The organism is Mesorhizobium sp. WSM3873 (assembly GCF_001672445.1).
In the GTDB taxonomy this organism is placed as follows: Bacteria; Pseudomonadota; Alphaproteobacteria; order Rhizobiales; family Rhizobiaceae; genus Mesorhizobium.
Genome location: NZ_LYTM01000012.1, coordinates 99129 through 124690, shown reverse-complemented (window position 1 = coordinate 124690; position 25562 = coordinate 99129). Strand labels below are relative to the sequence as shown.

General features: G+C 64.7%; 24 protein-coding genes. 12 read left to right on the top strand and 12 right to left on the bottom strand.

The window, feature by feature from the left end; translation table 11 throughout:
* Positions 1-100: 100 nt before the first annotated feature.
* From A9K71_RS10420 to A9K71_RS10405, 4 genes are read left to right on the top strand one after another with little or no spacing between them, the layout of a single operon-like run.
* Positions 101-1105, top strand: coding sequence for a MoxR family ATPase (locus A9K71_RS10420; protein ID WP_066994299.1), 1005 nt, complete (start codon positions 101-103; stop codon positions 1103-1105).
* Positions 1105-2064 (top strand): DUF58 domain-containing protein, encoded by a 960-nt coding sequence (locus A9K71_RS10415; RefSeq protein WP_066994297.1) that lies wholly within the window; start codon positions 1105-1107, stop codon positions 2062-2064. Before A9K71_RS10420 ends, A9K71_RS10415 begins: the two co-directional genes overlap by 1 nt.
* Positions 2061-4877, top strand: coding sequence for a DUF4159 domain-containing protein (locus tag A9K71_RS10410; RefSeq protein WP_066994294.1), 2817 nt, complete (start codon positions 2061-2063; stop codon positions 4875-4877). The genes A9K71_RS10415 and A9K71_RS10410 overlap by 4 nt, the downstream gene beginning before the upstream one ends.
* 3 nt (positions 4878-4880) lie before the next feature.
* Positions 4881-6968 (top strand): hypothetical protein, encoded by a 2088-nt coding sequence (locus tag A9K71_RS10405; RefSeq protein WP_066994292.1) that lies wholly within the window; start codon positions 4881-4883, stop codon positions 6966-6968.
* A gap of 155 nt (positions 6969-7123) precedes the next feature.
* Here A9K71_RS10405 and clpS read toward each other — a convergent pair whose 3' ends face one another.
* The 4 genes from clpS to A9K71_RS10385 form a co-directional block, all read right to left on the bottom strand.
* Positions 7124-7429 carry an ATP-dependent Clp protease adapter ClpS gene (gene clpS / locus A9K71_RS10400; protein ID WP_040989718.1) on the bottom strand — a complete coding sequence of 102 codons (306 nt, stop codon included), beginning with the start codon at positions 7427-7429 and terminating at the stop codon, positions 7124-7126.
* A gap of 105 nt (positions 7430-7534) precedes the next feature.
* The gene (locus A9K71_RS10395) at positions 7535-7876 is read right to left on the bottom strand and encodes a hypothetical protein (protein ID WP_245299579.1); all 342 of its coding nucleotides are present in this window, start codon (positions 7874-7876) and stop codon (positions 7535-7537) included.
* Positions 7877-8020: 144 nt separating this feature from the next.
* Positions 8021-8269, bottom strand: a complete 249-nt coding sequence (locus A9K71_RS10390) for a hypothetical protein (RefSeq protein ID WP_066994288.1) — start codon at positions 8267-8269, stop codon at positions 8021-8023.
* A gap of 40 nt (positions 8270-8309) precedes the next feature.
* Positions 8310-8612, bottom strand: coding sequence for a hypothetical protein (locus A9K71_RS10385; RefSeq protein ID WP_066994286.1), 303 nt, complete (start codon positions 8610-8612; stop codon positions 8310-8312).
* 238 nt (positions 8613-8850) lie between these two features.
* On the opposite strand from A9K71_RS10385, the gene A9K71_RS10380 reads away from it, so the two are divergent.
* The 3 genes from A9K71_RS10380 (at position 8851) to A9K71_RS10370 (ending at position 11548) form a co-directional block, all read left to right on the top strand.
* On the top strand, positions 8851-9567 hold the full coding sequence (locus A9K71_RS10380; protein WP_066994281.1) for a response regulator transcription factor: 717 nt from the start codon (positions 8851-8853) through the stop codon (positions 9565-9567).
* Positions 9564-10973 (top strand): ATP-binding protein, encoded by a 1410-nt coding sequence (locus A9K71_RS10375; protein WP_066994278.1) that lies wholly within the window; start codon positions 9564-9566, stop codon positions 10971-10973. Before A9K71_RS10380 ends, A9K71_RS10375 begins: the two co-directional genes overlap by 4 nt.
* 206 nt (positions 10974-11179) lie before the next feature.
* A complete protein-coding gene (locus A9K71_RS10370) occupies positions 11180-11548 on the top strand; it encodes a YciI family protein (RefSeq protein WP_066994274.1) in 369 nt (122 codons plus the stop codon).
* Between the two features lie 21 nt (positions 11549-11569).
* Here the strand turns inward: A9K71_RS10370 and A9K71_RS10365 are convergent, their stop codons facing one another.
* The gene (locus A9K71_RS10365; protein WP_066994271.1) at positions 11570-11806 is read right to left on the bottom strand and encodes a hypothetical protein; all 237 of its coding nucleotides are present in this window, start codon (positions 11804-11806) and stop codon (positions 11570-11572) included.
* Positions 11807-11966: 160 nt separating this feature from the next.
* Here A9K71_RS10365 and A9K71_RS10360 point away from each other — a divergent pair, with 160 nt between their 5' ends.
* Positions 11967-13979: a BTAD domain-containing putative transcriptional regulator gene (locus tag A9K71_RS10360; protein ID WP_066994268.1), complete on the top strand. Its 2013-nt coding sequence runs from the start codon at positions 11967-11969 to the stop codon at positions 13977-13979.
* A 19-nt stretch (positions 13980-13998) separates the two neighbouring features.
* Here A9K71_RS10360 and A9K71_RS10355 read toward each other — a convergent pair whose 3' ends face one another.
* Positions 13999-15480: an aspartate aminotransferase family protein gene (locus A9K71_RS10355; protein ID WP_066994889.1), complete on the bottom strand. Its 1482-nt coding sequence runs from the start codon at positions 15478-15480 to the stop codon at positions 13999-14001.
* Between the two features lie 78 nt (positions 15481-15558).
* Entirely contained in the window at positions 15559-16644 is a 1086-nt protein-coding gene (locus A9K71_RS10350) for a pyridoxal-phosphate dependent enzyme (protein ID WP_066994265.1), read from the bottom strand.
* Positions 16645-16815: 171 nt separating this feature from the next.
* Here A9K71_RS10350 and A9K71_RS10345 point away from each other — a divergent pair, with 171 nt between their 5' ends.
* Positions 16816-18882 carry a BTAD domain-containing putative transcriptional regulator gene (locus A9K71_RS10345; RefSeq protein ID WP_082980441.1) on the top strand — a complete coding sequence of 689 codons (2067 nt, stop codon included), beginning with the start codon at positions 16816-16818 and terminating at the stop codon, positions 18880-18882.
* 146 nt (positions 18883-19028) lie between these two features.
* On the opposite strand, the gene A9K71_RS10340 is transcribed toward A9K71_RS10345, so the two are convergent.
* The 5 genes from A9K71_RS10340 to A9K71_RS32860 form a co-directional block, all read right to left on the bottom strand.
* Complete coding sequence (locus A9K71_RS10340) at positions 19029-20066, bottom strand: MBL fold metallo-hydrolase (RefSeq protein WP_066994883.1); 1038 nt, start codon at positions 20064-20066, stop codon at positions 19029-19031.
* A 107-nt stretch (positions 20067-20173) separates the two neighbouring features.
* The gene (gene choV, locus A9K71_RS10335) at positions 20174-21355 is read right to left on the bottom strand and encodes a choline ABC transporter ATP-binding protein (protein WP_066994262.1); all 1182 of its coding nucleotides are present in this window, start codon (positions 21353-21355) and stop codon (positions 20174-20176) included.
* The gene (gene choW / locus A9K71_RS10330; RefSeq protein ID WP_066994259.1) at positions 21352-22206 is read right to left on the bottom strand and encodes a choline ABC transporter permease subunit; all 855 of its coding nucleotides are present in this window, start codon (positions 22204-22206) and stop codon (positions 21352-21354) included. The genes choV and choW overlap by 4 nt, the downstream gene beginning before the upstream one ends.
* Positions 22207-22327: 121 nt before the next feature.
* Positions 22328-23263, bottom strand: a complete 936-nt coding sequence (locus A9K71_RS10325) for a choline ABC transporter substrate-binding protein (protein WP_066994256.1) — start codon at positions 23261-23263, stop codon at positions 22328-22330.
* A 23-nt stretch (positions 23264-23286) separates the two neighbouring features.
* Positions 23287-23409: a hypothetical protein gene (locus A9K71_RS32860; protein WP_259979959.1), complete on the bottom strand. Its 123-nt coding sequence runs from the start codon at positions 23407-23409 to the stop codon at positions 23287-23289.
* Between the two features lie 87 nt (positions 23410-23496).
* On the opposite strand from A9K71_RS32860, the gene A9K71_RS10320 reads away from it, so the two are divergent.
* The 3 genes from A9K71_RS10320 to A9K71_RS10315 all read left to right on the top strand — a co-directional run bounded on the left by A9K71_RS10320 (position 23497) and on the right by A9K71_RS10315 (position 25531).
* The gene (locus A9K71_RS10320) at positions 23497-24108 is read left to right on the top strand and encodes a thymidine kinase (RefSeq protein ID WP_066994253.1); all 612 of its coding nucleotides are present in this window, start codon (positions 23497-23499) and stop codon (positions 24106-24108) included.
* Positions 24109-24172: 64 nt separating this feature from the next.
* On the top strand, positions 24173-24382 hold the full coding sequence (locus tag A9K71_RS31345; RefSeq protein WP_141245784.1) for a hypothetical protein: 210 nt from the start codon (positions 24173-24175) through the stop codon (positions 24380-24382).
* Between the two features lie 60 nt (positions 24383-24442).
* Complete coding sequence (locus tag A9K71_RS10315) at positions 24443-25531, top strand: hypothetical protein (RefSeq protein WP_066994250.1); 1089 nt, start codon at positions 24443-24445, stop codon at positions 25529-25531.
* Positions 25532-25562 lie beyond the last annotated feature (31 nt).

Genomic DNA, 25562 nt, shown 5'->3' with positions numbered 1-25562 from the left:
GTGATTTAAGTTCAATCGCAGGCGCCGGGCGAGGCCGAATCGCGGCATTCTGCGAATCGAGAATGCAAGCCGGTATTTCCAACCACAAGGATCGAACGGCATGAGCGTGATGATCAAGGAAAGCCCGTTGAGCGACAAGGCGATGATCGAGCAGGCCGAGAAGGCGCTGTCCGACATCTCCAAGGTCCGCGACGCCGTAGGCCGCGTGATCTTCGGCCAGGAAGCCGTTGTCGAGCGCACGCTGGTTGCGCTGCTTGCCGGCGGGCATGCGCTCCTCGTCGGCGTGCCAGGCCTCGCCAAGACCAAGCTGGTCGAGACACTGGGCATCGTGCTCGGCCTCGATTCCCGCCGCATCCAGTTCACGCCCGACCTGATGCCGTCCGACATCCTCGGCTCCGAAGTCATGGAGCAGGATGAGCTTGGCAAACGATCCTTCCGCTTCCTCCGCGGGCCTATCTTTTCGCAGCTTTTGATGGCCGACGAGATCAACCGTGCCTCGCCGCGCACCCAGTCTGCGCTGCTGCAGGCGATGCAGGAATATCACGTCACCATTGCCGGCGCTCGCCACGACCTGCCGTCGCCCTTCCACGTGCTGGCGACGCAGAACCCGCTGGAGCAGGAAGGCACCTATCCGCTGCCGGAAGCGCAGCTCGATCGTTTCCTGATGCAGGTCGACATCCTCTATCCGGAGATCGAGGCCGAACGCCGCATCCTGCTCGAAACCACTGGCGTCGAGGAGGCCAAGGCCGACAATGTGCTGCAGCCAGCCAGGCTGAAGGAAATTCAGACGCTGATCCGCCGCATGCCGGTGCCCGAAAGCGTCGTCGAAGCGATCCTCAAGCTGGTGCGCTCGGCTCGTCCCGGTCAGGGGATTGCCGACACCGACAAGCATGTCGCCTGGGGTCCTGGTCCGCGCGCCAGCCAGGCGCTGACCCTGTGCGCCCGAGCACGCGCCCTATATGATGGCAGGCTGGCGCCGTCGGTCGACGACATCCGTGCCCTCGCCGAACCGGTGCTGCAGCATCGCATGGCGCTGACCTTCGCCGCCCGCGCGGAAGGCACATCCGTGCGCGACGTGGTGGCGAAACTGGCAAAAGGCATCTGATGGGTCGAATAGGCGAGGTCCAGGCACCGGTTGCGACGCGCGACGCGCTCGCCCGTGGCCGGTTGCGGGCCTCTCTGGTGCCGGATCTGCTGGTCGAGGCGCGCCGCATCGTCAACACGGTGATCGCCGGCTGGCATGGCCGCCGCAAGCGCGGCATAGGCGAGAATTTCTGGCAGTTCCGCCCCTATGTCGAAGGCGATGCCTCGCGCATCGACTGGCGCCGCTCGGCCCGCGACGACCACACCTATGTGCGCGACCGCGAGTGGGAGGCGGCCCATACCGTCTGGCTCTGGTCGGACCCCTCCCCGTCGATGCTCTACAAATCCTCGGGAGCCGGCGTTTCCAAGGAATCGCGCGCGCTGGTGCTGGCGCTTGCGTTGGCCGAGCTCCTGTCGCGCAGCGGCGAGCGCATCGCCTGGCCGGGCCTCACCGACCCGTTCACCGCCCGCAACGGCGCCGAACGCATCGCAGCCCAGCTCAGCCATGCCGGCAACCTGGCGGCCAAGCCCGATCTCTCCACCATCCGCCGCTTCTGCGACATCGTCATCGTCAGCGACTTTCTCGATCCGGTCGAGGAGACCATGGCCTGGCTCGACGTGCTCGCCCGTCATGGCGTGCGCGCGCATCTGATCGAGGTTGCCGACCCGGCCGAGGAGACCTTCCCCTATGCCGGCCGCACCGAATTCACCGATCCCGAGACCGGCGACAAGCTGACCGCCGGCCGCGCCGAAACGCTTAAAGACGAATACCGCCTGCTCTATATCGCTCGCCGCCAGGAACTGGCCGGCTGGTGCAAGCGCCTCGGCTGGAGCTTTACCGTCAATCATACCGACCGCCTCGCCTCCGAGGCGCTCGTGCGCGTCCACATGGCGATGACCGCCGACAGCAGCCGTCCGGGACTGACCTCGGGTCGTGCCGGGCTGACCGCAGGCGGCGACGCCGGAAAGGCGGTCGCATGAGTTGGCTGCCGCTTTCCTTCGGCGCGCCGATGGTGCTGTGGGGTCTGCTGGCCCTGCCGGTGATCTGGTACCTGCTGAGGCTGACGCCGCCCAGGCCGCGGACCGAGGTCTTTCCGCCGCTGAGAATCCTCGCCCGCGTCCTGAGGCGCGAGGAGACGCCGCATCAAAGCCCCTGGTGGCTGACATTGCTTCGCTTGCTGATGGCCGCCCTTGTCGTCACCGCGCTCGCCGAGCCGATCTTCAATCCGCGCGAAAAGCTGCCGGCGGAGGGCTCGGCGCTCGCGCTGGTCATCGACAATGGCTGGGCAAGCGCCGCCGACTGGGGCAAGCGCGTCGCCACCGCCGAGCGGCTGATTGCCGACGCCGGCTCGAACGGCGTGCCGGTCGTCATCGCCTTTACCGCCGAGAAGCCGAATGCCGAGATCGGCCCCTTCGATGCATCGGCCGCGCTCGACCGCCTGCGCGCGGCAAAGCCGCGCCCGATCCCGACCGACCGCCCCGCCGTCTATGCCCGCGTCGCAGCCACTTTGGAGCGCCTGCCCGGCGCCAGCGTTGCCGTGCTTGCCGATGGCCTTGCCGCCACCGGCGACGAAGCGGCGTTCAAGACGCTCCTGGAAAAGAATGCCGCGAGGCTGGTCTGGGTCACCTCGGACCGGCTTTCGCTCACCGGCCTGACCGGCGCCGACAATCAGGTCGACGGCTTCACGCTGACCGCCATCCGCGCGCCGGGCGACCCGGCGCCGGCGCAGGTCACCGCGGGCGCCTTCGACGACAAGGGCCGCCGCATCGCCGACGCGACTCTGACCTTCGCGCCGGGTCAGGCCACCGCCACCGGAACGATGAAGGTGCCGTTCGAATTGCGCAACGACTTCGCCTCGATAGCACTCGATGGCGAGCACCAGGCCGGTGCCGTTCGCGTGCTGGACGAGAGCTCCAAGCGCCGCCGCGTCGGTCTGCTTTCGCAGGCCGAGGCAGACCAGGCGCAGCCGCTGCTGTCGCCGCTCTATTACATTCGCCGCGCCCTGCAGCCTTTCGCCGATCTGGTGGAGCCGTCGAGCGCCGATCTGGCCGATGCCATTCCGCAGCTTCTCGACCAGAAGCCGGCGATGATCATCATGGCCGATGTCGGCACCATCCCTGCGCAGGTCCGGCAACGGCTGGTCGACTGGGTGAACAATGGCGGCACGCTGGTGCGTTTTGCCGGTTCAAGGCTGGCTGCCGCCGGCAACGACGATGATCTCTTGCCGGTCCGGCTGCGCAGCGGCGAGCGCGCGCTGGGCGGCGCGCTTTCGTGGACGACGCCGCAACCGGTCACCGAATTCCCGAAGAACGGCCCGTTCGCCGACCTCGCGCCGCCGACGGAGGTGACGGTCAGCCGGCAGGTGCTGGCCGAGCCGACGCCCGACATCGTCGAGCGCACCTGGGCGACGCTTGCCGACGGCACGCCGCTGGTCACGGGCATGAAGAAGGACAAGGGAACGCTGGTACTCTTCCACGTGACACCGGAGGCGACCTGGTCGAACCTGCCGATCTCCGGCAGCTTCGTCGAGATGCTGAGACGCATAGTGCAATTGTCGCGCAACCAGGGCGCCGCGGTCGCCAATGCCGAGGCGGCCGCAGCATCGCTGGCGCCCTATCGCATGATCGGCGCCGACGGCGCGCTGGTGCCGCCGACACCCGATGCGCGGCCGCTCGTGCCCGCCGCCGGCCCGCTTCCGGTGACGCTGGAAAACCCGCCCGGCCTCTACGGTTCGGAAACCGGCGTTTTCGCGCATAACCTGCTCAACGCCTCGAGCACATTCACGCCGCTTGCTCGGCCACAGGTCTCGCTGCCGGTGACGGCCATCCCTTACGCCTTCGACGAATCGGAGAACCTGAAAGGCCCGCTGGTCACATTGGCCCTCTTGCTGATGGTGCTCGACACGCTTGCCGTGTTCTGGATGGGTGGGCTGTTCTCGCGCCGGCCGCGCCGCGCCGCGGCGACCGCCGCTGCCCTGCTGATCGTGTTCGGCGGGCTCTTCGGCCACGCCGACTTTGCCCGCGCCGATGATTCGAAGCCGGGCGATGCCCAGGCCATCGAGGACATTTCGAAAACTCGCATCGCCTATGTCATCACCGGCGAGCCCGGCGTCGATTCAATCAGCCGCGCCGGCCTTGAGGGCCTCACCCGCTTCCTCATCGAGAAGACCGCGCTGGAACCCGGCCCGCCGGCGGGTGTCGACATCTCCAAGGATGAACTGACCTTCTATCCGCTGATCTACTGGCCAATCGACGCTACCGCGCCGATGCCCAGCGAAGCCGCGATCGCCCGCATCGACGCCTATATGCAGCAGGGCGGCACGGTTCTCTTCGACACGCGCGACCAGTTCTCCAACGGCATCGGCGGCGGCTCGGCAAGCCCGGCCACCGAGCGGCTGCGCGATATTGTCGGCAATCTGAACGTGCCGCCGCTGGAGCCGGTGCCCTCGGACCATGTGCTGACGAAGTCCTTCTTCATCCTTCCCGAGTTTCCCGGCCGCTTCAACGGCAGTCCGCTCTGGGTCGAAGCCTCGCTCGATGCCAGCAACACCGAGAACCGTCCCGTGCGCACCGGCGACGGCGTCTCCCCGATCATGATCACCGGTAATGATTTCGCCGGCGCCTGGGCGGTCGACGAGAACGGCGATCCGATGCTGCCGACCGTGCCGCCGGATCCGATGCAGCGCGTCTACGCGCTGCGCGCCGGCGTCAACATCATGATGTACATGCTGACCGGCAACTACAAATCCGACCAGGTGCATGTGCCCGTCCTGCTCGAACGGCTGGGACAGTAGTTCATGAACTGGTCGATCTCCTTCGAGCCGCTCGTTTCCTGGCCGCTGTTCTGGGTCGTCATCGTGCCGCTCGCGCTGCTCGCGCTGGCCGGCCTGTGGTTCCGTCAGCGCGGCTCTGTCCTGCGCTTCATCGCCCTGCTTGCGCTGGGCGCGGCACTGCTCAATCCCGTTTTCCTCGACGAGGAACGCGAGGCATTGAAGAGCGTCGTCGCGGTCATCGTCGATCGCAGCCAGAGCCAGGACATCGGCGACCGCACCAAGCAGACCGACGAAGCGCTGACGGGCCTTCAGCAGCGCCTCGGCCGCTTCAAGCAATTCGACGTCCGCGTCGTCGAGGCCGGCAAATCCGAGGCCGCCGATGAGCGCACGGAAACCAGGCTGTTCGGCGCGCTGGAAAGCGCTTTCCGCGATGTGCCGCCCTCGCGCATCGGCGGCGCCATCATGATCACCGATGGCGAGGTGCATGACGCGCCGGCCGGCGCTCCGGAATTCAACGCGCCGCTCCATGCGCTGATCACCGGCAACGAGCACGAGAAGGACCGCCGCATCCGCTTCGAGAACGCGCCGCGCTTTGGCCTCGTCGGCAAGCCGCTCGACATGAGCTATCGGGTGCTTTCCACGGAAGGTCAGGGCGGCCCGGTCGACGTGCGGGTCTCGGTCAATGGCGAGCAGGTCTCTGTCGAGCATGCGACCATCGGTCAGCCGATGAAGCTTGAAGTCACCATTCCCAACGCGGGCCGCAACATCGTCCAGCTTTCGATCGACCACGAGCCGGGCGAGCTGACCGACACCAACAACCGCGCTATCGCGCTCGTCGACGGCATTCGCGATCATCTGCGCGTGCTTCTGGTCTCCGGCGAGCCGCATGCCGGCGAGCGCACCTGGCGCAACCTGTTGAAATCCGACGCTTCGGTCGACCTCGTCCACTTCACCATTCTGCGACCGCCGGAAAAGCAGGACGGCACCCCGATCAACGAGCTGTCGCTGATCGCCTTCCCTACGCGCGAGCTGTTCGTCGAGAAGATCAAGGACTTCGATCTGATCATCTTCGACCGCTATCAGCACCGCGACGTGCTGCCGATCCTCTATTACGACTACATCTCCGAATATGTCGAAAAGGGTGGCGCGCTGCTGATTGCCGCCGGGCCCGAATATGCCGGCGAAAGCTCCATCGCCCGAACGCCGCTGATGTCGGCCCTGCCCGCGATGCCGAGCGGCGAGGTCGTCGATAAGGCCTTCTATCCGCGTCTCACCGATCTCGGCCAGCGCCACCCGGTCACGCGCGGGCTCGACGGCTCCGCCGCCGATCCGCCGCGCTGGAGCCGCTGGTTCCGCACCATCGGCGTCAAGAACCCCGAGGGCGCGGTGGTGATGAAAGGGGCCGACGACCGCCCCCTGCTTGTGCTCGACCGCAAGGGCGAAGGCCGGGTCGGCATGCTGCTTTCCGATCAGGGCTGGCTGTGGGCGCGCGGCTTCGAAGGCGGCGGGCCGCATGTCCAGCTCTATCGGCGCATCGCCCATTGGCTGATGAAGGAACCCGAACTTGAAGAAGAACGGCTAACCGCCGACGGTCGCGGCATGGTGCTGGAAATCCGCCGCCAGACGATGAGCGACGATCCCGGCCCCGCTCAGGTGATCACGCCTTCCGGCAAGACGATGACGGTCAAGCTGGAAGAAGCCGAACCAGGGATTTTCACGGGCAGCCTGCAGACCAGCGAGATCGGCCTCTATCAGGTCGGCAACGGCGACCTCACCGCGCTTGCCCATGTCGGCCCGATCAATGCGCCTGAATTCGCCGATGTCGTTTCCACCGAGGACAGGCTGAAGGCGCCGGCCGAGGCGACCGGCGGCAGCGTGCGCCGGCTCGCGCCATCCTCCATGCTTGGCGATCTTGCCGGCGGTGTGGCATTGCCATCGATCGTACCGGTCCGCTCCTCGGGGGCGGCATCGGGGAACGATTGGATCGGGCTGCGCACCACCGACGACAGCACGCTGAAGGCCGTCTCGCGCGTGCCGCTGTTCGGCGGCTTCCTCGGCCTCGGCTTGCTGCTCCTGGCCATCGGCTCGATGTGGTACCGCGAAGGAAGGTAGAGCCTTTTTCCGTCTCCCCCTTCCGGGGAAAGGTGCCCGAAGCGCCGATGAGGGGCGTCGTCCACCGATCGATATGGCGGCTTGGTCCCACCCTCACCCTGCTCGGCCGGCGGCCTCGCTTTCCCTCTCAGTACATGGCGCGAGGCAGAGCCGCCCTACTCTTCCGGCTCGGTCGTGAACAGCAGCGGATAGCCCTTGGCCTTGCCGGCGTCGGTTGCTCGCGCGGCCTTGGTCTCGGCAACGTCGCGCGTGAAGACGGCGACCACGCAGACGCCGCGCGTATGCGCAGTGATCATCACGCGATGCGCCTGATCCTCGCTGAGCTTGAACTCGCCTTTAAGCACCGTCACCACGAACTCCCGCGGCGTGAAGTCGTCATTGACCAGGATGACCTTGTAGAGCTTCGGCCGCTCGGTCTTCGGCTGCGTCTTGGTACGCGGTTTGAGGACGGTCTCAGGCATTGGAATTCACCAGTTGGAAACTGGGTCTGGCTTGCACTCCCTCAGTCAGGGAAGCATTTGCCCATTTGTCCGCTGGAGGGCGCAGAATCGAGGGACGATGAAGGCTTATGTGGGATAGCGTTGTTTGCGCTTCAACGCCCCTGCCGACCGATCGTGCGACGCACCGTCGTCCATGTTGGAACCGCGCTCCATGAAGACGCCAATCATCCAGGCGACGAAGCCGATCAGCGTCGCGCCCGTCAGCACGATCAGGATCCAGCTCTGTGCCGGCGTGATGTAGTCGAAGCTCGATGAGATGGCCGGTGCGAAAAGTTCCGGCTCGGTCCTGCCGCTGGTGGGATCCGGCACTGGGCTGGCTGTAAAGATGATCAGCGCTCTTGCCGCCGCGGTGGCAACCAAGCCGCCGAGAGCCAGCGAGCGCATCATGGACGAAAGCCGCTTCTTCATGCGGATTGTCCTACGGCACCGGCATTGCGATCGGGTTAAGGAAGTGGCGCGGCGCAAGCTGCCGGTGTCAGGATTCGGCCGCTGGAAGCCGCCCCGGCCGGTTTCGGCCGGAGCGGTCTTGAAAGATCAGGATCGAAGCCTGGATTAGGACTTCTTCGCGTCCTTCTTCGGGGCCTTCTTGACCGGGCACTTGTGGGTCTTGGTCACCTTGCAGGCCTTCTTGGCGGCGACCTTCTTCGGAGCGGTCTTCGCCGTAGCGTCAGCGGCCGGAGCCGTGGTCGTGGTCGAGGCGGCCGGAGCGGCGGTCGTCGTGGCGGCGGCGTTGCTGACAGCCGGCATCGAGAAAGCGAGAGCAACAGCGAGGCCGAGGGCGGAGAGGAGGGACTTTGTCATGGCTTCATTTCCTTTTTCATGCGGGTCGAGGAGTTGAGCGTCACTGAACCGGGTCGATCGGTGTCACTCCAAGGAGCTTCAAAGCGTTTGCGAGCATCCGGATGCCCTGCGCCTGTTTCTTGGCAGCGCAGAACCGGTTTCCCTTTCTTTGAAGCGCCTTCGCCGCGGTGACCTGCGTTGCCGCGGCATGGGTTTCGAGGGCTTCGTCAACTTGACGGTTGAGATTGGTGCAGCGCTCGGTCCGGGTCAGCGGCGTTACCTTTGCGTTGGAGGCCCCGACTGCGGCTGTGATGAGGGACATGCTGAGCAAAGCACCCATCACGCTGATCCAGAACCTCTGCATCGGTCTTGCCCGTTACTCCGGAAACTTGCGTCGCAGCCGATGACCTGACCGCCACGGCAGCAGTTATGCCCTTGAAATTTTTCACGAGTTTTTCCCGACTGTAGAATTTTGTTTCTGAATTGTTTCTGGGGAAGCCATTCCGTCCCACGTCGCCGCCACTGGCCAAGATATGGCCCGAATTCTATCGTGTTGGTGCTCACCGAAGGGCGGCTTGGCTACAGCAAATCGCGGGGTTCTCGTGAAATCCGACTCGCACATATTGATCGTCGATGACGACAAGGGCATACGCGACCTGCTTCAGGAGTTTTTCCAGAAGCGGGGGCTGCGCACGACAGTGGCCGCCGACGGCACCGAGATGGAGTCGATCCTGCGCCGGGCGCAGGTCGACCTGATCGTGCTCGATGTGATGCTTCCCGGTAAAAGCGGGCTGGAACTGTGCCGCGAGATCCGCGCCAATCACACGACACCGATCATCATGCTGACCGCGGTGACCGAGACGACGGATCGCGTCGTCGGGCTCGAGATGGGGGCTGATGACTATGTGCCGAAACCCTTCGATCCGCGCGAATTGCTCGCCCGCATCCGAGCGGTGCTGAGGCGCAACGGCACGGCCGAGCCGCGCCGGCCCACAGCCAAGCAGATCTACCGCTTTGCCGGCTGGACCATGGATTGCTCGCGCCGCCGGCTGACGGCGCCCGACGACGTGCGGGTGGAACTGACGATGGCGGAGTTCAACCTGCTGCAGACCTTCGTCAAGAGCGCGCAACGCGTTCTCACCCGCGAGCAGCTCATCGAGTTGTCCGGCGGCGACACCGGTTACAGCTTCGATCGCAGCGTCGACATCCTGGTCAGCCGCCTGCGCCGCAAGATGGAGGACGATCCCAAGACGCCGAAACTGATCTTGACTGTTCGCAGCGGTGGCTATCAGTTTCTGCCCGAAACGACCTCCGAATGAGACGCTTGCTGCCGCAAACCCTGCCTGTCTGGGTTCTGCTCATCGTCATTGCCGGCCTGATGATCAGCCAGATCGCGACGCTTTATATCGTGGCGCGCGACCGCGCCGCTGCCAACGATGTGGTTGATCTCTACCGGCTGAACGACCGCGCCTATTCGCTGGTGCAGCTGATGCATGACGCCACGCCTGAAGAACGCAAGACGACCGCGTCCGGCCTGTTCAATGCCACCTACGCATTGACCGTTTCGGATACCCCCGCCGTCACTTCCTCGATCGCCGGCGATGACCAGCTAGCCGAGCTGGAGGACATCCTGGTCGGCCGCCTGTCCAAGTTCGGCATCACCGACGCGCGTGTGCGGCGCGATCCGGCAACGCAGGAAGCCGATGTCCCGGACGGTCAGGTGATGAACAAGGATGTCGGCCAGGTCGAGCGCGATCTGCTGGTGCTGGCCGCGGATTTCGCCCAGAGCGACAAGCTGACGGCATCGCTGCGCTTTTCCGACGGCCAGTGGCTGAACTTCACCGAGCCGATCACGCCGGCTGGGCCGATCCTGAGTTGGGACAGCCTGCCGCTCTATTCGCTGATAGCGGGACTGATCATCGTGATGTCGATCTGGTCGCTGCGCCGGCTGACCGCACCCTATCGCATGATGGAGACCGCGGTGAACCGCATCGGCAAGGACCTCAAAAGCCCGCCCATCGCCGAGACCGGCAGCCGCGAGATCCGCGCCGCGGCAAAGGCGGTCAACGCCATGCAGATGCGCCTGCGCGACTATGTCGAGGACCGCGAGCACCTGGCGGCGGCACTGGCGCATGATCTGCGCACGCCGCTGACCAGGATGCGATTGCGTCTCGAGCTGCTGCGCAAATCGCCGGCCCGTGAAGCGCTGGCGCATGACCTTGCCGACATCGAGAGCATCGCAAGCTCGGTGATCGACTTCGCCAAATTCGAGGTCACCGAGGAAAAGGCCGAGCGGATCGACTTCTGGTCGCTGGTGGAGGCGGTCGCCGACATGTTCGAGGACGCTTCGTTCGACGAGGACGCCACGCCTTCGCGCGGCCTGGTCTGCATCGCGCGGCCGGTGGCGCTGCGCCGCTGCATCACCAATCTAGTCCAGAACGCCGTCACCTATGGCAAGAAGGCGCATATCGGCGTGCAGCGCTCTGGCGACACAATCACGCTCAGCATCCGCGATGAAGGGCCGGGCATTCCGCAGGCAAAGCTGGATCAGGTGTTCGGTTCCTTCGTGCGCCTCGAACAGTCGCGCAACCGCGAGACCGGCGGGCTCGGCCTCGGCCTGACCATCGCCCGCAACATCGCCCGCGGCGCCGGCGGCGAGATCAGCCTTTCCAACCATCCCGGCGGCGGCCTGCTGACGGAGCTGCGCCTGCCGCTGGCAGTTTGAGTCAGCAAGCGCTTTCCCGGCTGCTCCAGAGGACTGGATCAGCCGCGCCATCCTTGTGATAGTGCAGCCCGCCCTAAAGCGCCGTGCGTCCTCCAGGACGCGGGATGCTGTAGCACTTCAATTTGGTGCATGACCCTTACCGAACCGAAGGTCAGCGACGCAAAAATCGATTCTGATTTTCGGATCCCCGCACGAGGAACCGAACCATGTTCTACGCAATCCTTGCCTATCACGTCGAAGAGACCGTCCAGTCCTGGACGCCCGACGAGGATGCAGCCGTCATGAAAGACCTGCTCGAGATCAACGACAGGCTGACCCGCGCCGGCAAGCTGGGCCCGGCGGCAAGGCTGGGCGAGACGGCGAAAGCCGTCACGCTGCGCGGTCCGGGCGACGGCATGGTGATCGACGGCCCCTTTGCCGAGACCAAGGAGCAGTTGCTGGGCCTCTATGTGCTGGATTGCGCCAACCAGGACGAGGCGATAGCGGTGGCGCGCGATCTCAGGCGCGTCAATCCCACCGCCGTCTACGAGATCCGGCCGATTGCGCTTTATCTGCCGGGCGCGCCGCTGGCCTGAATTCCGGGAGAAGCGACGGATTCACCGCAGCGGGCGGCGCCCGGCGGTGCGGCTGCGCGCGGCAGCATCGGCGGGGGCTTCATCGGCCGGATAGCCGAAATCCTTCAGCTCCGAAATGGACAGACCGTCCAAAGCCCTGCGCTGCATGGCGTCCTGATACCGGCGCTGGAACCCGGCGAAGACTAACGCGATATTGGCGGCGAGCGTGCCGGCAACTCGGATGCTCGGCTGGCAGGTTCTGATATTGATGTAGGTCATTGTCATTCTCCCTCATTCGAACTCACGAGGGCAGTGTCTCATCGGCGCGCTTTGGCAACGTTCGTCCAGGCGTGAAACCGCAGGAAAAAGCCCGCAAAATCGTCGTTAAGTCGGCGGCGGGACATGGTATTCTGCTTGACGCTGTTTCACGGGGCCCCGGATGCACATTCGATTGCTTGGCGGCATCGAGGTTGTCTCCGCAGGCGGGCAACCTCTGCACTTCGCGACGCGCAAGACGTCGCTGCTCTTTGCCGCGCTGGTTCTGGCCGGCCCGAAAGGGCTTCGCCGCGAGAAGGTGGCGGCGATGCTGTGGACCGACAGCGGCGAGCAGCAGGCGCGAAACAGCCTGCGCCAGGCCCTGGTCGACATCAGGCGGCTGTTTCCGTCCACCGGCAACGAGGCCATTCGCATCGAAGGCAATGCCGACACCATCTGGCTGGTGGCGAATGACAACGAGGCCGACATCTGGATTTTCGACCGGAACTGCCAGGCCGATGACGGCGCGAGCCTCGCGGCAGCTGCCGACCTGTACCGGGGCGACCTGCTGGACGGACTGCCATCCCCCGGCGAAATCGACGAATGGCTTGCGCCGCTTCGGGCGAACTACACCCGCAAGGCGTTGGACCTGGCCGAACGGCTGAGCCTCCTGCCGGAACTCGGTGAACGCGAGGAGCAGGCCTGCGAAAGACTGGCTGAGCGGCTAGTGACGTCCGACCCATGCGCCGAGCAGGCCCACCGCGCCCTGATCCGCGTCTTCCGCCGCCACGGCCGGACCAACGACGCCTTTCGTCAGTTCCTGGCCTGTAAGGAAGCGCTCAAGCGCGAGCTCGGTGTCGAGCCTGAGGAAGCGACGCGGGCGCTGATCGAACGCATCGAGGCGCCAATGGAGCTGAAGGGTTCGATAGCCGACTATGGCCAGCCCGAGGCCGAACTTTCCCGCCTGGAAGCGAAGGCGCCTCGCCCTGTCGTTTCGGTGCCGGAAAAGCCGTCGATCGCGGTCCTGCCGTTCCAGAACATGAGCGGCGACGCCGAGCAGGAATATTTCACTGACGGCGTTGTCGAGGAGATCACGACGGCGCTGTCGCATGTCAGCTGGCTGTTCGTGATCGCGCGGAATTCCGCCTTCGCCTACAAGGGCCAGGCGGTTGACATCACCCGCGTGGCACGCGAGCTCGGGGTGCGCTATGTGCTGGAGGGCAGTGTCCGCAAGGCCGGCAGCCGGCTTCGGGTGGCAGGTCAGCTTATCGAGGCGTCGGCGGGAGTAAATCTCTGGGCCGACCGCTTCGAAGGCGATGTCTCGGAGGTGTTCGAACTGCAGGACCTCGTTGCCTCCAGTGTCATCGGCGCAATTTCACCCAGACTCGAACAGGCCGAGATGGCGCGGGCCAAGCGCAAGCCCACCGAGAGCCTCGACGCTTATGACCACTATCTGCGCGGCATGGCGAGCCTTTACCGCTGGACGAGAGAAGGGCTGGAGGAGGCGTTGCCACAGTTCTACAGGGCCATCCAGCTCGACCCCGATTTTGCCGCCGCGGAAGGCGCTGCCGCCTGGTGCTATTTCTGGCGCATGGCGAATGGCTGGATGACCGACCGGCAGAAGGAAACAGCCGAGGTATCCAGGCTCGTCGGCGACGTGGCTATCGCCGGCAAGGACGATGCGGTGGCGCTGGCTTTCAGCGGCCTGGCGCTGGGTTATGTCACCGGCGACTACGAGGCCGGATCGGCACTGGCCGACCGCGCGCTCGTGCTCAACCCGAACTGCGCAGCCGCCTGGAGCGCCAGCGGCTGCCTCAAGGCCTGCCATGACGACCCGGACATCGCAATCGAGCACATGTCGCGGGCAAGGCGGCTGAGCCCGCTCGATCCGCTGACCTTCTTCATGCAGACCTTCACTGCCTTCGCTCACTTCGTGGCCGGCCGCTACGACGCCGCCTGGCCGCTCGCCGAGGCGGCGTCGCGCGCGCAGCCCTATTATCTCACCGGCCTGCGTGTGGCGGCCGCCAGCAACGCCATGGCCGGCAGGCGGGATGCCGCGAGCAGGCACATCGCGCGCTCACTGGAGCTCGACCCGCAACTGAAGCTTTCCAACCTCAAGCACCGGGTGGGGCAGATCAGGCCAGAATATTTCGCCAAATATGTCGAAGCGCTACGGCTGGCCGGCCTGCCGGAATGACATATCTTGCGCAATCTCGTCAGTCTGGTAGCGCCGCGGCCCTGATTTCCGCTCCGATGCGAAGCGTCTCACGCAGCAGGAGGTCGAGGTCGTCGCGGCGGGTGCGGTGGTTGGTGATCGCGACCCGCAGGCAATGCTGCCCGTGCACCGTGGTGTCGGACACGGCTGCAATGCCTTCTTCCTGCAGCCTGAGCATGATTTCGGTGTTGAACGCCTTGAGCTGTTCCTCGGAGGCGCCGTCCAGGCGATGGCGGAAGCAGACGATGTTGATGGTGGTCGGCGCCGTCAGCTCGAGCGCCGGCTCGGCCCGGATCAGCTCGGTCAGATAGCCGGCCTGGGCGATGTTCTGGTCGATCAGCCGCCCGAATTTCTCGATGCCATGCTCCTTGAGCGACATCCAGATCTTGAGCGCGCGAAAACCGCGCGATGTCTGCAGGCCATAGTCGTGCAGCCATTGCCCTGAGGCGAGGCCACGCGGCGTCGATTCCAGATATTCCGGCGTGACGGCGAAGGCGTTGCGGTGGGCGACGGCGTCGCGAACCAGCGCACAGCCCGCTTCGAAGGGCGCGTGCAGCCATTTGTGCGGGTCGAGCGCGACGGAATGGGCGCGTTCGATGCCGGCGACGAGCGATCTGTTTTCAGGCGCGATGGCGATCAGGGCGCCGATGCAGCCATCGACATGAAACCAGAGGTCTTCCTCTGCCGCCAACACGGCCAGCGCCCGCAAGTCGTCGATCGCGCCCGTGTTGACGGTTCCCGCGGTGCCGATGATGCAAGCCGGCTTGAAACCTGCCGCGCGGTCATCCGCGATGGCGGTCTTGAGCGCATCGACATCGATGCGCAGATCGGCGTCGGTCGCGACCCGCCGCAGCGCCCGGTTGCCGAGGCCGAGCGCTTCCATGGCCTTGCGGTGGCAGGAATGGACTTGGTCCGAGGCATAGAAGCGCAACGGTTTTGGGATCGCCCCGACACCCCTTTCGCGCACGTCGACGCCTGCTTTGGCATTGCGCGCCACGGTCAAACCGATGAGGTTGGCCATCGAGCCGCCGCTGACAAGCGTGCCGCTGGCCGAAGCCGGGAAGCCCACCATCTCCTTGCACCAGTCGACCACCTGGCTGTCCATCAGCCCGGCGGCGTGATTGCCGCCGCCGAGGTTCGAGCCCTGGATCGCCGCCAGGAAATCGCCCAGCGCGCCCGTGAAATTGCTTGACCCCATATACCAGGACCAGAAGCGCGGATGGATGTTGCCCATCGGATAGGCCATGACGTTGCGGGCGACATCGCCATAGACCTCGGCTATCGGTGCCGGCGAGCGCGGCAGCGGCGCCGAGAAGAAGGCGCGAACCTCGACCGGCATTTGGCGCCACACCGGACGGTCCCGGACATCCTTGAGATAAGCGACGGCATCCTCGACGATCCGATGCGACAGGGCCTGCATCTCGGCCCAGTCTGGCGGGTCGAGCGTCTCATCCATCACCGCTGTTTCCTGCATAGTGTCCATTCGCTGCTCCCCCGCCATCATTCCTGGATCGTCGCGCGGCGCCGCCATCCGAGTGGACAGCAGCGCCGCGATTTGTCCTCAGGCGTCGAACTGGCAGCCTGGTGTCGAGCGCGACAGTGCCGTCTCCTCGGCATCCATCTCAGCCTCGATGCCGTCGAAGAGCGGGGTCGACATGTAGCGCTCGCCGGTGTCGGGCAGCATGCACAAGATCACCGAGCCAGCCGGAGCGGTGCCCGCGATCTGGCGCGCGACGGCGAAGGTGGCGCCGCCTGAAATGCCGGTGAAGATGCCTTCCTGCTGCGCCAGGGCCTTGGCCCATTTAATGCCTTCCGGGCCGGCGATCGGCACCACATCGTCATAGTAGCGCTTGTCGATCGCCTCCTGCAGCACGTTGGGGATGAAGTCCGGCGTCCAGCCCTGGATCGGATGCGGCTCGAAGGCCGGATGGCTGGCGGACGGCGCACCGCCCTGGCCACGCTCCTGCGGCTTGCCGCTGCCGATAAGCTGCGCGTTCGCCGGTTCGGCAAGCACGATGCGGACATCCGGCCGCTCGCGGCGCAGCACCCGGCCGACGCCGGCCACGGTCCCGCCGGTGCCGTAGCCGGTGACCAGCACGTCGAGGCGCGACCCTGCGAAATCGTTGATGATCTCGCGCGCCGTGGTCGCCTCGTGGATGGCGGCATTGGCTTCCGTCTCGAACTGGCGCGCCAGGAACCAGCCGTTGGCGTCGGCGAGTTCCACCGCCTTCTTGTACATCCCGAAACCCTTCTGGGCGCGCGGCGTCAGCACCACCTTGGCGCCAAGCATGCGCATCAGCTTGCGGCGCTCGATCGAGAAGCTGTCGGCCATCGTCACCACCAGCGGGTAGCCCTTCTGCGCGCAGACCATGGCAAGGCCGATACCGGTGTTGCCGCTGGTCGCCTCGACGACGGTCTGGCCCGGCTTCAGCTTGCCGCTACGCTCGCCTTCCTCGATGATGTTGAGCGCCAGCCGATCCTTCACCGAGGCCGCCGGATTGAAGAACTCGGCCTTCACATAGATGGTCGCGTGGCCGGGGCCGAGATTGTTGATACGGATGACCGGCGTGTCGCCGACGGTGTCGAGAATGCTGTCGAACAGCCGGCCGCGACCGGCAGTGGTCCTGATTTTCAACTTCTGCAACATGGGCTTTTCTCCTCGCGATCTCACGCGCCGGTTACAGACCGGCGGCTTGGGCGGCGCGGTTTCGACACCTTGCCGCGTTAGGTTGCTTGACCTGCCGCGAATGCGGCAACGGCGGCATTCCGGCATGGAATTGGGCTGCCGGATGCTTCCTGTCGTCTTTGGTGATAGAACATGGACCAACTGGTGAGCGTTGGAGAAAGCGTGGGAACATACGTGGAATCCAGCCGATCGAGCCCGAACGACACTGCCGCCGCCCTGTCCTTGCGACTGCTTGGGCAACTGACGATCGCGCGTGGCGGCGAGCCGGTTAAATTGCCTTCTTCGCGCAAGTTGCGCGCGTTGCTGGCCTATCTGGCGCTCGCGCCACATCCCGTCAGCCGCAGCCGGCTTTGCGAGCTTCTGTGGGACGTGCCGAACGATCCGCGCGGCGAGCTTCGCTGGTGCCTGAGCAAGCTTCGCGGCGCGCTTAACCAACCGGGCCGGCAGAGGGTCGAGACCGAGGGCGACACCGTGGCGCTTCGTCTTGCCGATACGAACGTCGATGCCGTTGAAGCCGCCACAGCGGTCGCCGAAGGGATCGAGACGCTCAGCCTCGGGCGTCTTCGGGCGCTTGCGCAGCTCTTCTCCGGCGATTTCCTTGACGGGCTGGAGCTCGATCGGAGCCCGCATTTCACCAGCTGGCTGACCGCGCAACGCCGCCGTTTCAGCTCGTGCCACGTCGCCGTTCTGGAGCACATCATCGGCCTGTTCCCCCAGGGAGCCGATGAAGCGGGCGCCTATCTGGACAGATGGCTGGAACTCGCGCCCTTCGATGGCCGCGCCCATGTGGCGCTGCTGGAAAACCTTGCGCGGCGGGGACAGATCGGCGCCGGTGAGGAGCATATCGCGACCGCGGCGGAACTCTTCCGCTCCGAGGAGCTGGATGTCGCTCCCTTGCGGGAAGCATGGCACGAGATCAAGGCACGCCATTCCAGCGCAACGCCATGCGCGCGATCCGGGCTAGCTCTTCCGGCCCCGCAAGCACCGATCGTTGCCGTCGAATCCGAACCCGCATCGGTGCGCCGGGCCTCGTTGGCGGTGATGCCGTTCGCGGAAAGCGCCGTCAATTTCCGTGGCGGGCTTGCCGACGGCCTGACCCACGACATCATAACGCGGCTCGCCAAGCTTCGCGATTTCTTCGTCATTGCCCGCGGATCGGTTTTCGCGCTGGCCGAGAAGGACATCGCGCCGGAGGACGCCGGGCGCCGGCTGAATGTCGACTATGTGGCGACAGGCTCGGTCCGCAGCCTTTCGGGCAGGGTGATCGTCTCGGTCGAGCTCGTCGAGGTCCGCACCGCGAGGATCGTATGGGCCGAGACCTTCGAGCACAGGCCGGACGAGATCTTCACGGTGATAGACGACATCGGCAACAGCATCGTCTCTTCGATCGCCGCCGAGATCGCGACCGTCGAGCGAAACCGGGCAATGCTGAAGGCGCCGAATTCGCTGAATGCGTGGGAGGCCTATCATCGCGGGCTCTGGCACATGTACCGCTTCACCCGCCAGGAAAACGAACTGGCGCAGCAGTTCTTCAATGACGCCCTGAAGCTCGACCCGACCTTCGCCCGAGCCTATGCAGGCCTCTCCTTCACGCATTGGCAGAATGCCTTTCAGCGTTGGGGCGATCGCGACCGTGAGGCGTCGCTGGCTTTCGCAACTGCCGGTCACAGCCTCCTGGTCGATGACCGCAATCCGGCCGCGCACTGGGCGATGGGCCGCGCCTTGTGGCTGCGCGGCGAGCAGGACGGCTCGCTGCTCGAACTGGCAAAGGCCGTCGACCTCAGCCCGAACTTCGCGCTCGGCCACTATGCCCTGTCCTTTGTCCATTCGCAGTCGGGCGATCCGCAATCGGCGATCGGCTCCTCCGATCACTCGCGCCATCTCAGCCCCTTTGACCCACTGCTGTTCGGTATGATGGGCGCGCGGGCCATGGCCCATGCGCGGCTGGGCGAATACGATGAAGCCGCCGAATGGGCGCTGAAAGCTGCGGCCAGGCCCAACGCCCATGTCATCATCCTGGCGATCGCCGCGCATTGCTTGGCGCTGGCCGGCCGCCAGGACGAGGCACGAAACTTCGCCGCCGCGATCCGCACCACGTGGCCCGACTATCGGGCGGACGATTTCATCGCCACCTTCCGCTTCGACCGGGACGGCGAGGCCCTGTTCCGCAGAGGCGCGAAGCTGATCGGATTGAATTGATTTCTGGCACGTCCAAAGGCGTATTGCGATTGAGGTCAGGCCGAGCCGAGAATTGCGGGTTCCGAGAACCTGAGCGGAGCGTAGTTGAAGTACACGAGCACCAGGAAACGCGCGTTCGCAGGCCGGCGCCTGAATATCAACAGGTCTCAGTGCATCAGCGGACCGCTGGCCTTCCGCCACGCATCGATGCCGCCCTGGATGTGGCGGGCGCTCGATATCCCGCGATCCTGCGCCGCCTGCACGGCCATCGCCGAGCGCTCGCCGAAGGCGCAATAGAACAGGATCTGCTTGGCTGTCGATTTCGCCAGCTCGTGCAGCATGCCGCCGGCGGCGATATTCTCCTGCAGCCGCGCGTAGGGCAGATGGATCGCGCCGGGGATGACGCCGTGACGATCCCGTTCGGATTGCTCGCGCAGGTCGATCAGCGCCACGTCGGGCCGACCGACCAGTGCCAGCGCCTGTTCGGCGGTCACTGCCCAGCCGCGGCTGGCGATGTCGTCCTGATGCAGCCCCACCCGCATGTTGGCCGGCACGGCCACGTCCATCATCTTCGGATTGGACAGCTTCAGGTTGTTCATGATGTTCACGTATTCGTCCGCCGACTTCACTTGCAGGCGCGGATTGAAGGCCTTTTCCTCGCCGATCGTCGACACGGTTTCGCCCTTGTAGTCGTGTGCCGGAAAGATCAGCGTCTCGTCGGGAAGCTTGAGCAGTCGGCCGAAGATCGAGTCATATTGCTGGCGCGGATCGCCGTTCTGGAAGTCGGTGCGGCCGGTGCCGCGAATGAGCAGCGTGTCGCCGGTGAAGACGCGGTCCGGCAGGACGAAGCTGTAGGAATCGTCGGTGTGGCCGGGCGTATAGACGACGTCCAGCGCCAGGCCCTCGATGGCAAGCTTGTCGCCGTCGGCAAGCCGCATCGACACGACGTCGGCCTTGGTCTGCTCACCCATCACGGTGACGCAATGCGTCCTGTCGCGCAGCGCGCCGAGCCCGGTGATGTGGTCGGCATGAAGATGTGTGTCGACCGCTTTGACCAGTCTGAGGTCGAGCTCGTTGACCAGCTGCAGGTAGCGTTCGACCTTCTCCAGCACCGGATCGATGATCAGTGCCTCGCCGCCGCGGCGGCTGGCGAGGAGATAGGAATAAGTGCCCGAAACGGAATCGAAAAGCTGACGGAAGATCATTTTGTCGGCCCCATGCGCGAGCGGCCCACCCCGGCTGCCGACCAAGTCTAGATCAAGCATGAGGTGCCCGCCAGCGAACACTTCATGCTCGAGCTAAGGCCGAGCTCCTACCGCCTGAGCACCGCGCTCAGCACGTCGCGGATGCCGATCGCGCCGACGAAGCGCGAGCCTTCGTCGAACAGCGCCACCGGTGCCGTCTGCGAGCGGTGCATGGCGAGCATCACCGTCTTCAGCGACGTGCCGGGATTGGCCCAGAACACCTGCGCACCCTCCTCCGGCTGCCTCTCGACCTCGGCGCAGGATACCCACACCGCCGGCTTGCCGTCGCGTTCGGCCGCCGCCACCAGGCCATGCTCGTCGATCTTGAAGCGCGTCGTCTTGCGCCGGTCGAGCCAGACCCAGCCATTCTCGCCCTGCTCGAGATCGCGGCGGTCGCGCATCACGTTCCAGGCGGTGAGCACCGAGAGCGGATTCACATTGGCGATGAAGTCGCGGACATAGTCGTTGGCCGGCTTGAGCACGATGTCTTCCGGCGCGCCGGTCTGGACGATGCGCCCGCCTTCCATGATCGTGATGTGGCTGCCGATCTTCAGCGCCTCCTCGAGGTCATGGCTGACGAAGATGATGGTCTTCTTCAGCGCCGCCTGGAGCTGCAGGAGCTCGTCCTGCAGCTTGGTGCGGATCAGCGGATCGAGGGCCGAGAACGGCTCGTCCATCAACAGGATCGGCGCCTCGGTGGCGAAGGCGCGGGCGAGGCCGACGCGCTGCTGCATGCCGCCCGAAAGTTCATGCGCGTATTTCTTCGACCATTGGTCGAGATGGACCAGCTGGAGCTGCTTCTGCACCCGTGCCTTGCGCTCGGCCTCCGGCACGCCGGCGAGCTCCAGGCCGAAGCCGACATTCTCCTCGACCGTGCGCCATGGCAGCAGGCCGAACTGCTGGAACACCATCGCCACCTGCTTCTGCCGCAGTCGTCTCAGTGTCGGCTCGTCGCAGGTGACGACGTCGACCGTGCGGTCGCCGTCATTGACCAGCACCTGGCCGCGCGACACCACGTTCAACCGGTTGACGGCTCTCAGCAGCGTCGACTTGCCGGAGCCGGAAAGGCCCATCAGCACCGAGATTTCGCCCTCATGCACGGTGAGGTTGGCGCCGGCGCAGCCCAGCACGTTGCCGGTCTTTTCGAGGATTTCGGCGCGGGTTGCGCCCTGGTCGATCAGCGCGAGGGATTTCGCCTGGTCGGCACCGAAGACGATATCGACATTCTTGAAATCGACGGCGACGGTCATTTCTTGCCTCCAACGCCGATGCGGGTCATGCGATCGAGCACGATGGCGAGCACGACGATGGCAAGGCCTGCTTCAAGCCCGAGGTCGATCTTGCGGGAGCCCAGCGCGCGGTTGATTTCGGTGCCGAGACCGCCGGCGCCGATCAGCGCCGCGAACACCACCATCGACAGCGACAGCATGATCGACTGGGTCAGCCCCGCCATGATCGTGGGCAGCGCCGAGGGCAATTCGACCTTCCACAGAAGCTGGTTCTTGGTGGCGCCGAAGGACTCGCCCGCCTCGATGATCGCCTTGGGCACCGAGACGATGCCGAGATGGGTGAGACGCACCGCCGTCGGGATGACGAAGATGATGGTGACGATGAGGCCGGGCGCGTTGCCGAGCCCGAATAGCGTCAGCACCGGGATCAGGTAGACGAAGGTCGGCAGCGTCTGCATCAGGTCAAGCACCGGCAGCATCACGCGGTAGACCTTCGGCTTGTGCGCCGCCCAGATGCCGAGCGGCACGCCGATCGCCATTGCCATGGCGGCGGCGGCCACCACCAGCACCAGTGTCTGCACCGTCTGCTTCCAGAGGTTCTGGTTGATGATGAAGATGAGGCCGATGAAGACGCCGATGGCGAGTGGCCGCGAGCGTTGCAGGAACCAGGCGATGACGGCGACGACCAGGGCCAGCAGCACCGGCGGCAGCATCAGCAGGAGGTCCACCGCCCCGTCAAGGATGAAATTCAGGCCGTTCGAAAAGGCCCTGAAGACGGTGTCGAAATTCTCGGTGAGGAAGCCGAAAAAGGCCTTGCCCCATGGACCTATGGGAATCTTGTAGGCGACCAGAAATTTCGAGATCGGATCCATCTTTCCCCTCTTTGATCCTTGCCGCCCTTGCCGAGCGGTCACCTTCTCACAGCATATGAAAAAGGGCAGCCTTTTCCAGCGGCTGCCCCTTTCCGGAGATCATGCCGGACTCAAAGCCGGCTCAGCTCCCGAGCGCGGTCTTGATGGCCGCAGCCGCATCGCCGCCGTCGAAGGTGGTCACGCCGGCGATCCAGGGCGCGATCGCGTCCGGATGCTTCTTCAGCCAGTCGGTCGCGACCGTCTGGGCATCGCCGCCTTTCAGGATCGCGTCCATCATCTCGCCTTCCATGTCGAGATTGAATTTCAGGTTGGAGATGAACTTGCCGGCATTCGGGCACTCGGTGGTGTAGCCCTTGCGCGTGTTGGTATAGACGGTGGCGGCGCCGAAACCGCTGTCGCCCATCCCGTCGAGATAGGTGATCTTCATGGCGCCCATCACCGGATGCGGCGTCCAGCCGAGGAAGGCGATCCACTCATTGTTCTTCATCGACTGCTCGGCTTGCGTCAGCATGCCGGCTTCCGAGGACTCGACCAGCTCGAAGCCTTCGAGATTGTCCTTCGGGTTCTTGATCATGTCGAGGATGATGCGGTTGCCGTCATTGCCGGCCTCGATGCCGTAGATCTTGCCATTGAACTTGTCCTTGAACTTGCCGAGATCGGTCAGCGTCTTGACGCCCGCATCTGCGACATAGGTCGGCACGACGATGCCGTAGCCGGCGCCGGTCAGGTTGGTGCTTACCGTCTCGACCGAGCCGTCGGCGGTATAGTCCTTGATGTCATTGGTCATCGACGGCATCCAGTTGCCGAGAAAGACGTCGAGGTCCTTGTTCTTCAGCGACGCATAAGTTACCGGCACCGAAAGCTGGATCACCTGCGGCTCGTAGCCGAGCGCGGTGAGCAGCACCGAAGCCACCCCGGTGGTTGCCTGGATATCGGTCCAGCCGACATCGGACAGACGCACGGCCTTGCAGCTCGCCGGATCGCCGGCATAGGCCGCGGTCGTGGACAGAAGCGCCGCCAGCCCGAGGCCGGCGACGAAGGATTTCATACGCGACATGAACTTTCTCCCATTGCGGTTTTTTAAAGCGGCGCGAAGTCACGGTTCTTGCGCCCGCCTTGTTTCGCCAGCCAAACACCATTTTGATGCGGTTTCAAGCGGTTCCACACCGCGATCAACGGCGCGCGCTTGCCATTCAGCGACATGCCGCGCTTTCCGGCGGGCCCGCTTTTTTGGTGGAAGGAGCCCGCGGCCCCTTCCCCGCGCCGCGGCAATTGAGCTTAAACACCCATATGGCCAAGCTCTACTTCAACTACGCAACGATGAATGCCGGCAAGACGACGATGCTCCTGCAAGCATCCTACAACTATCGCGAACGCGGCATGACGACGATGCTGTTCGTCGCCGGCCATTATCGCAACGGCGACAAGGGACTGATCTCGTCGCGCATCGGTCTCGAAACCGAGGCCGAGATGTTCCGCGACGGCGACGATCTCTACGCCCGCGTCGCCGAGCATCATGAGCATACCACCGTGCATTGCATCTTCGTCGACGAGGCGCAGTTCCTCGAGGAGGAGCAGGTCTGGCAGCTGGCCCGCATCGCCGACCGGCTGAACATCCCGGTCATGTGCTACGGCCTGCGCACCGATTTCCAGGGCAAGTTGTTTTCCGGCTCGCGCGCGCTGCTCGCCATCGCCGACGATCTGCGCGAAGTGCGCACCATCTGCCGCTGCGGCCGCAAGGCGACGATGGTCGTTCGCCTCGGTCCCGACGGCAAGGTGGCAAAGCAAGGCGAGCAGGTGGCGATCGGCAAGGACGTCTATGTCTCGCTCTGCCGCCGGCACTGGGAAGAGGAAATGGGCAGGGCTGCGCCCGACGACTTCATCGGCTTTGCCCGCAACTGAGACGGGAGCCTCGCGACTTCCGAGTAAGTTGGGCAATCGCTGCCATGCGCCGGCTGATGGCCGCTTGATTGCCACGATCCGCCACAAGAGATTTGGCACACTTCCCAGCGCCGCAGCTTGTCCGCAAAAACAAGAGCTTAAGGCATACCAGCTAAAGCTGCCTGAAGGCGGCGCGCATTACTCCGGCATGAGCATGCTTGCCTTATCTTTCAAGGACCTGGCCAATTCTTTTGTTTTGCCACGTCTCCCTGTCTTCCTTCTTTCAATCGCTTGAGCCCCCACATATATTCGGCGACGTGCGACACGAAACCGGATGCCGAAGCGGGAGGCCCCTATGGCGACGTTGCAGAATTTCGATGCCGAAATTGCCAAGACCAAGCAGGTCGTCGAGGACATGCGCACTAAGATCGAGCAGTCCGGAACCGTGCTCGACACGCTGGCGCAGGCCGACAGGAAGATCGGCGATGCCAATTTCGACCTCGAGAACGCCCGCATCGAGGACGTCCTGAAACAGCAGAAGGTCATGGAAGGCAATATCGCCGACCTGATCATCGGGCTGGAGGACGCCACCAATGTCTTCGGCGCCGAATTCGAGAGCATGAAGAGCTACACCGGCTGGGAAAATCTCGTCGGCGTCTTCTCCGAGCAGCGCAAACAGCGCATGCGCACCGACCGCGTGCGCAACATGTCGCTCGCCGGCAATTTGCAGGAGCTGCTGGCGAAATCGGACACCATCGTCGGCATCCTGAAAGCCCAGAAGCAGATCCTAGACCAGCGTTACAAGACCTCCGAAGCAAGCCTGTCGCAGGTGATCGAGCGCCGCAAGGCGACCATGACCAATCTCGAGGCGGTGCAGAAACGCATCGAGGAACTCAACCCGATGCTGCTCGACGTCGAGAACAAGATCGCCGCCTCGACCAGCCAGAAGGAGCGCACCCAGCTCGAGGGCGAGCGTTCGAAGATGGCGACCGAGTACAACGAGAAGCAGGCCAAGGAGCAGGAGCTGCTGGCCGAAAGCCAGACGCTGGAGCGCTACACCTCGATGTTTCAGACGTTTGTCGATTCCCTCAACAACCAGATCGCCGCGCAGTCGACGCTGATCAACAAGCTGACAATCGACACCGAGCAGCGCATCGTGCTCTACAAAGCTCTGGAAGACTCGCTGAAGACCGCCGCCCAGCAGGACGTCGCCCACAAGATCAACACGCTGGGCAGCCAGGTCGACAACACGGCCGAGGAGACGATGGCCGGCATCGGCGCCGCTTCGCAGAAGCACATCGGCGATCTCTTGGAGATGCACGAGAAGAATATGGTGGCCACCGCCGACATCCAGCGCCGCAAAAAACTCGCCGACGATGCCTTCGCCCGCCGCTTCGACGAGGTGATGAAGAAGCACAATTCGGCGACCTACGTGCAGCAGTAGGCGGTGTGACGGCATTCTTCGACACGGCGGT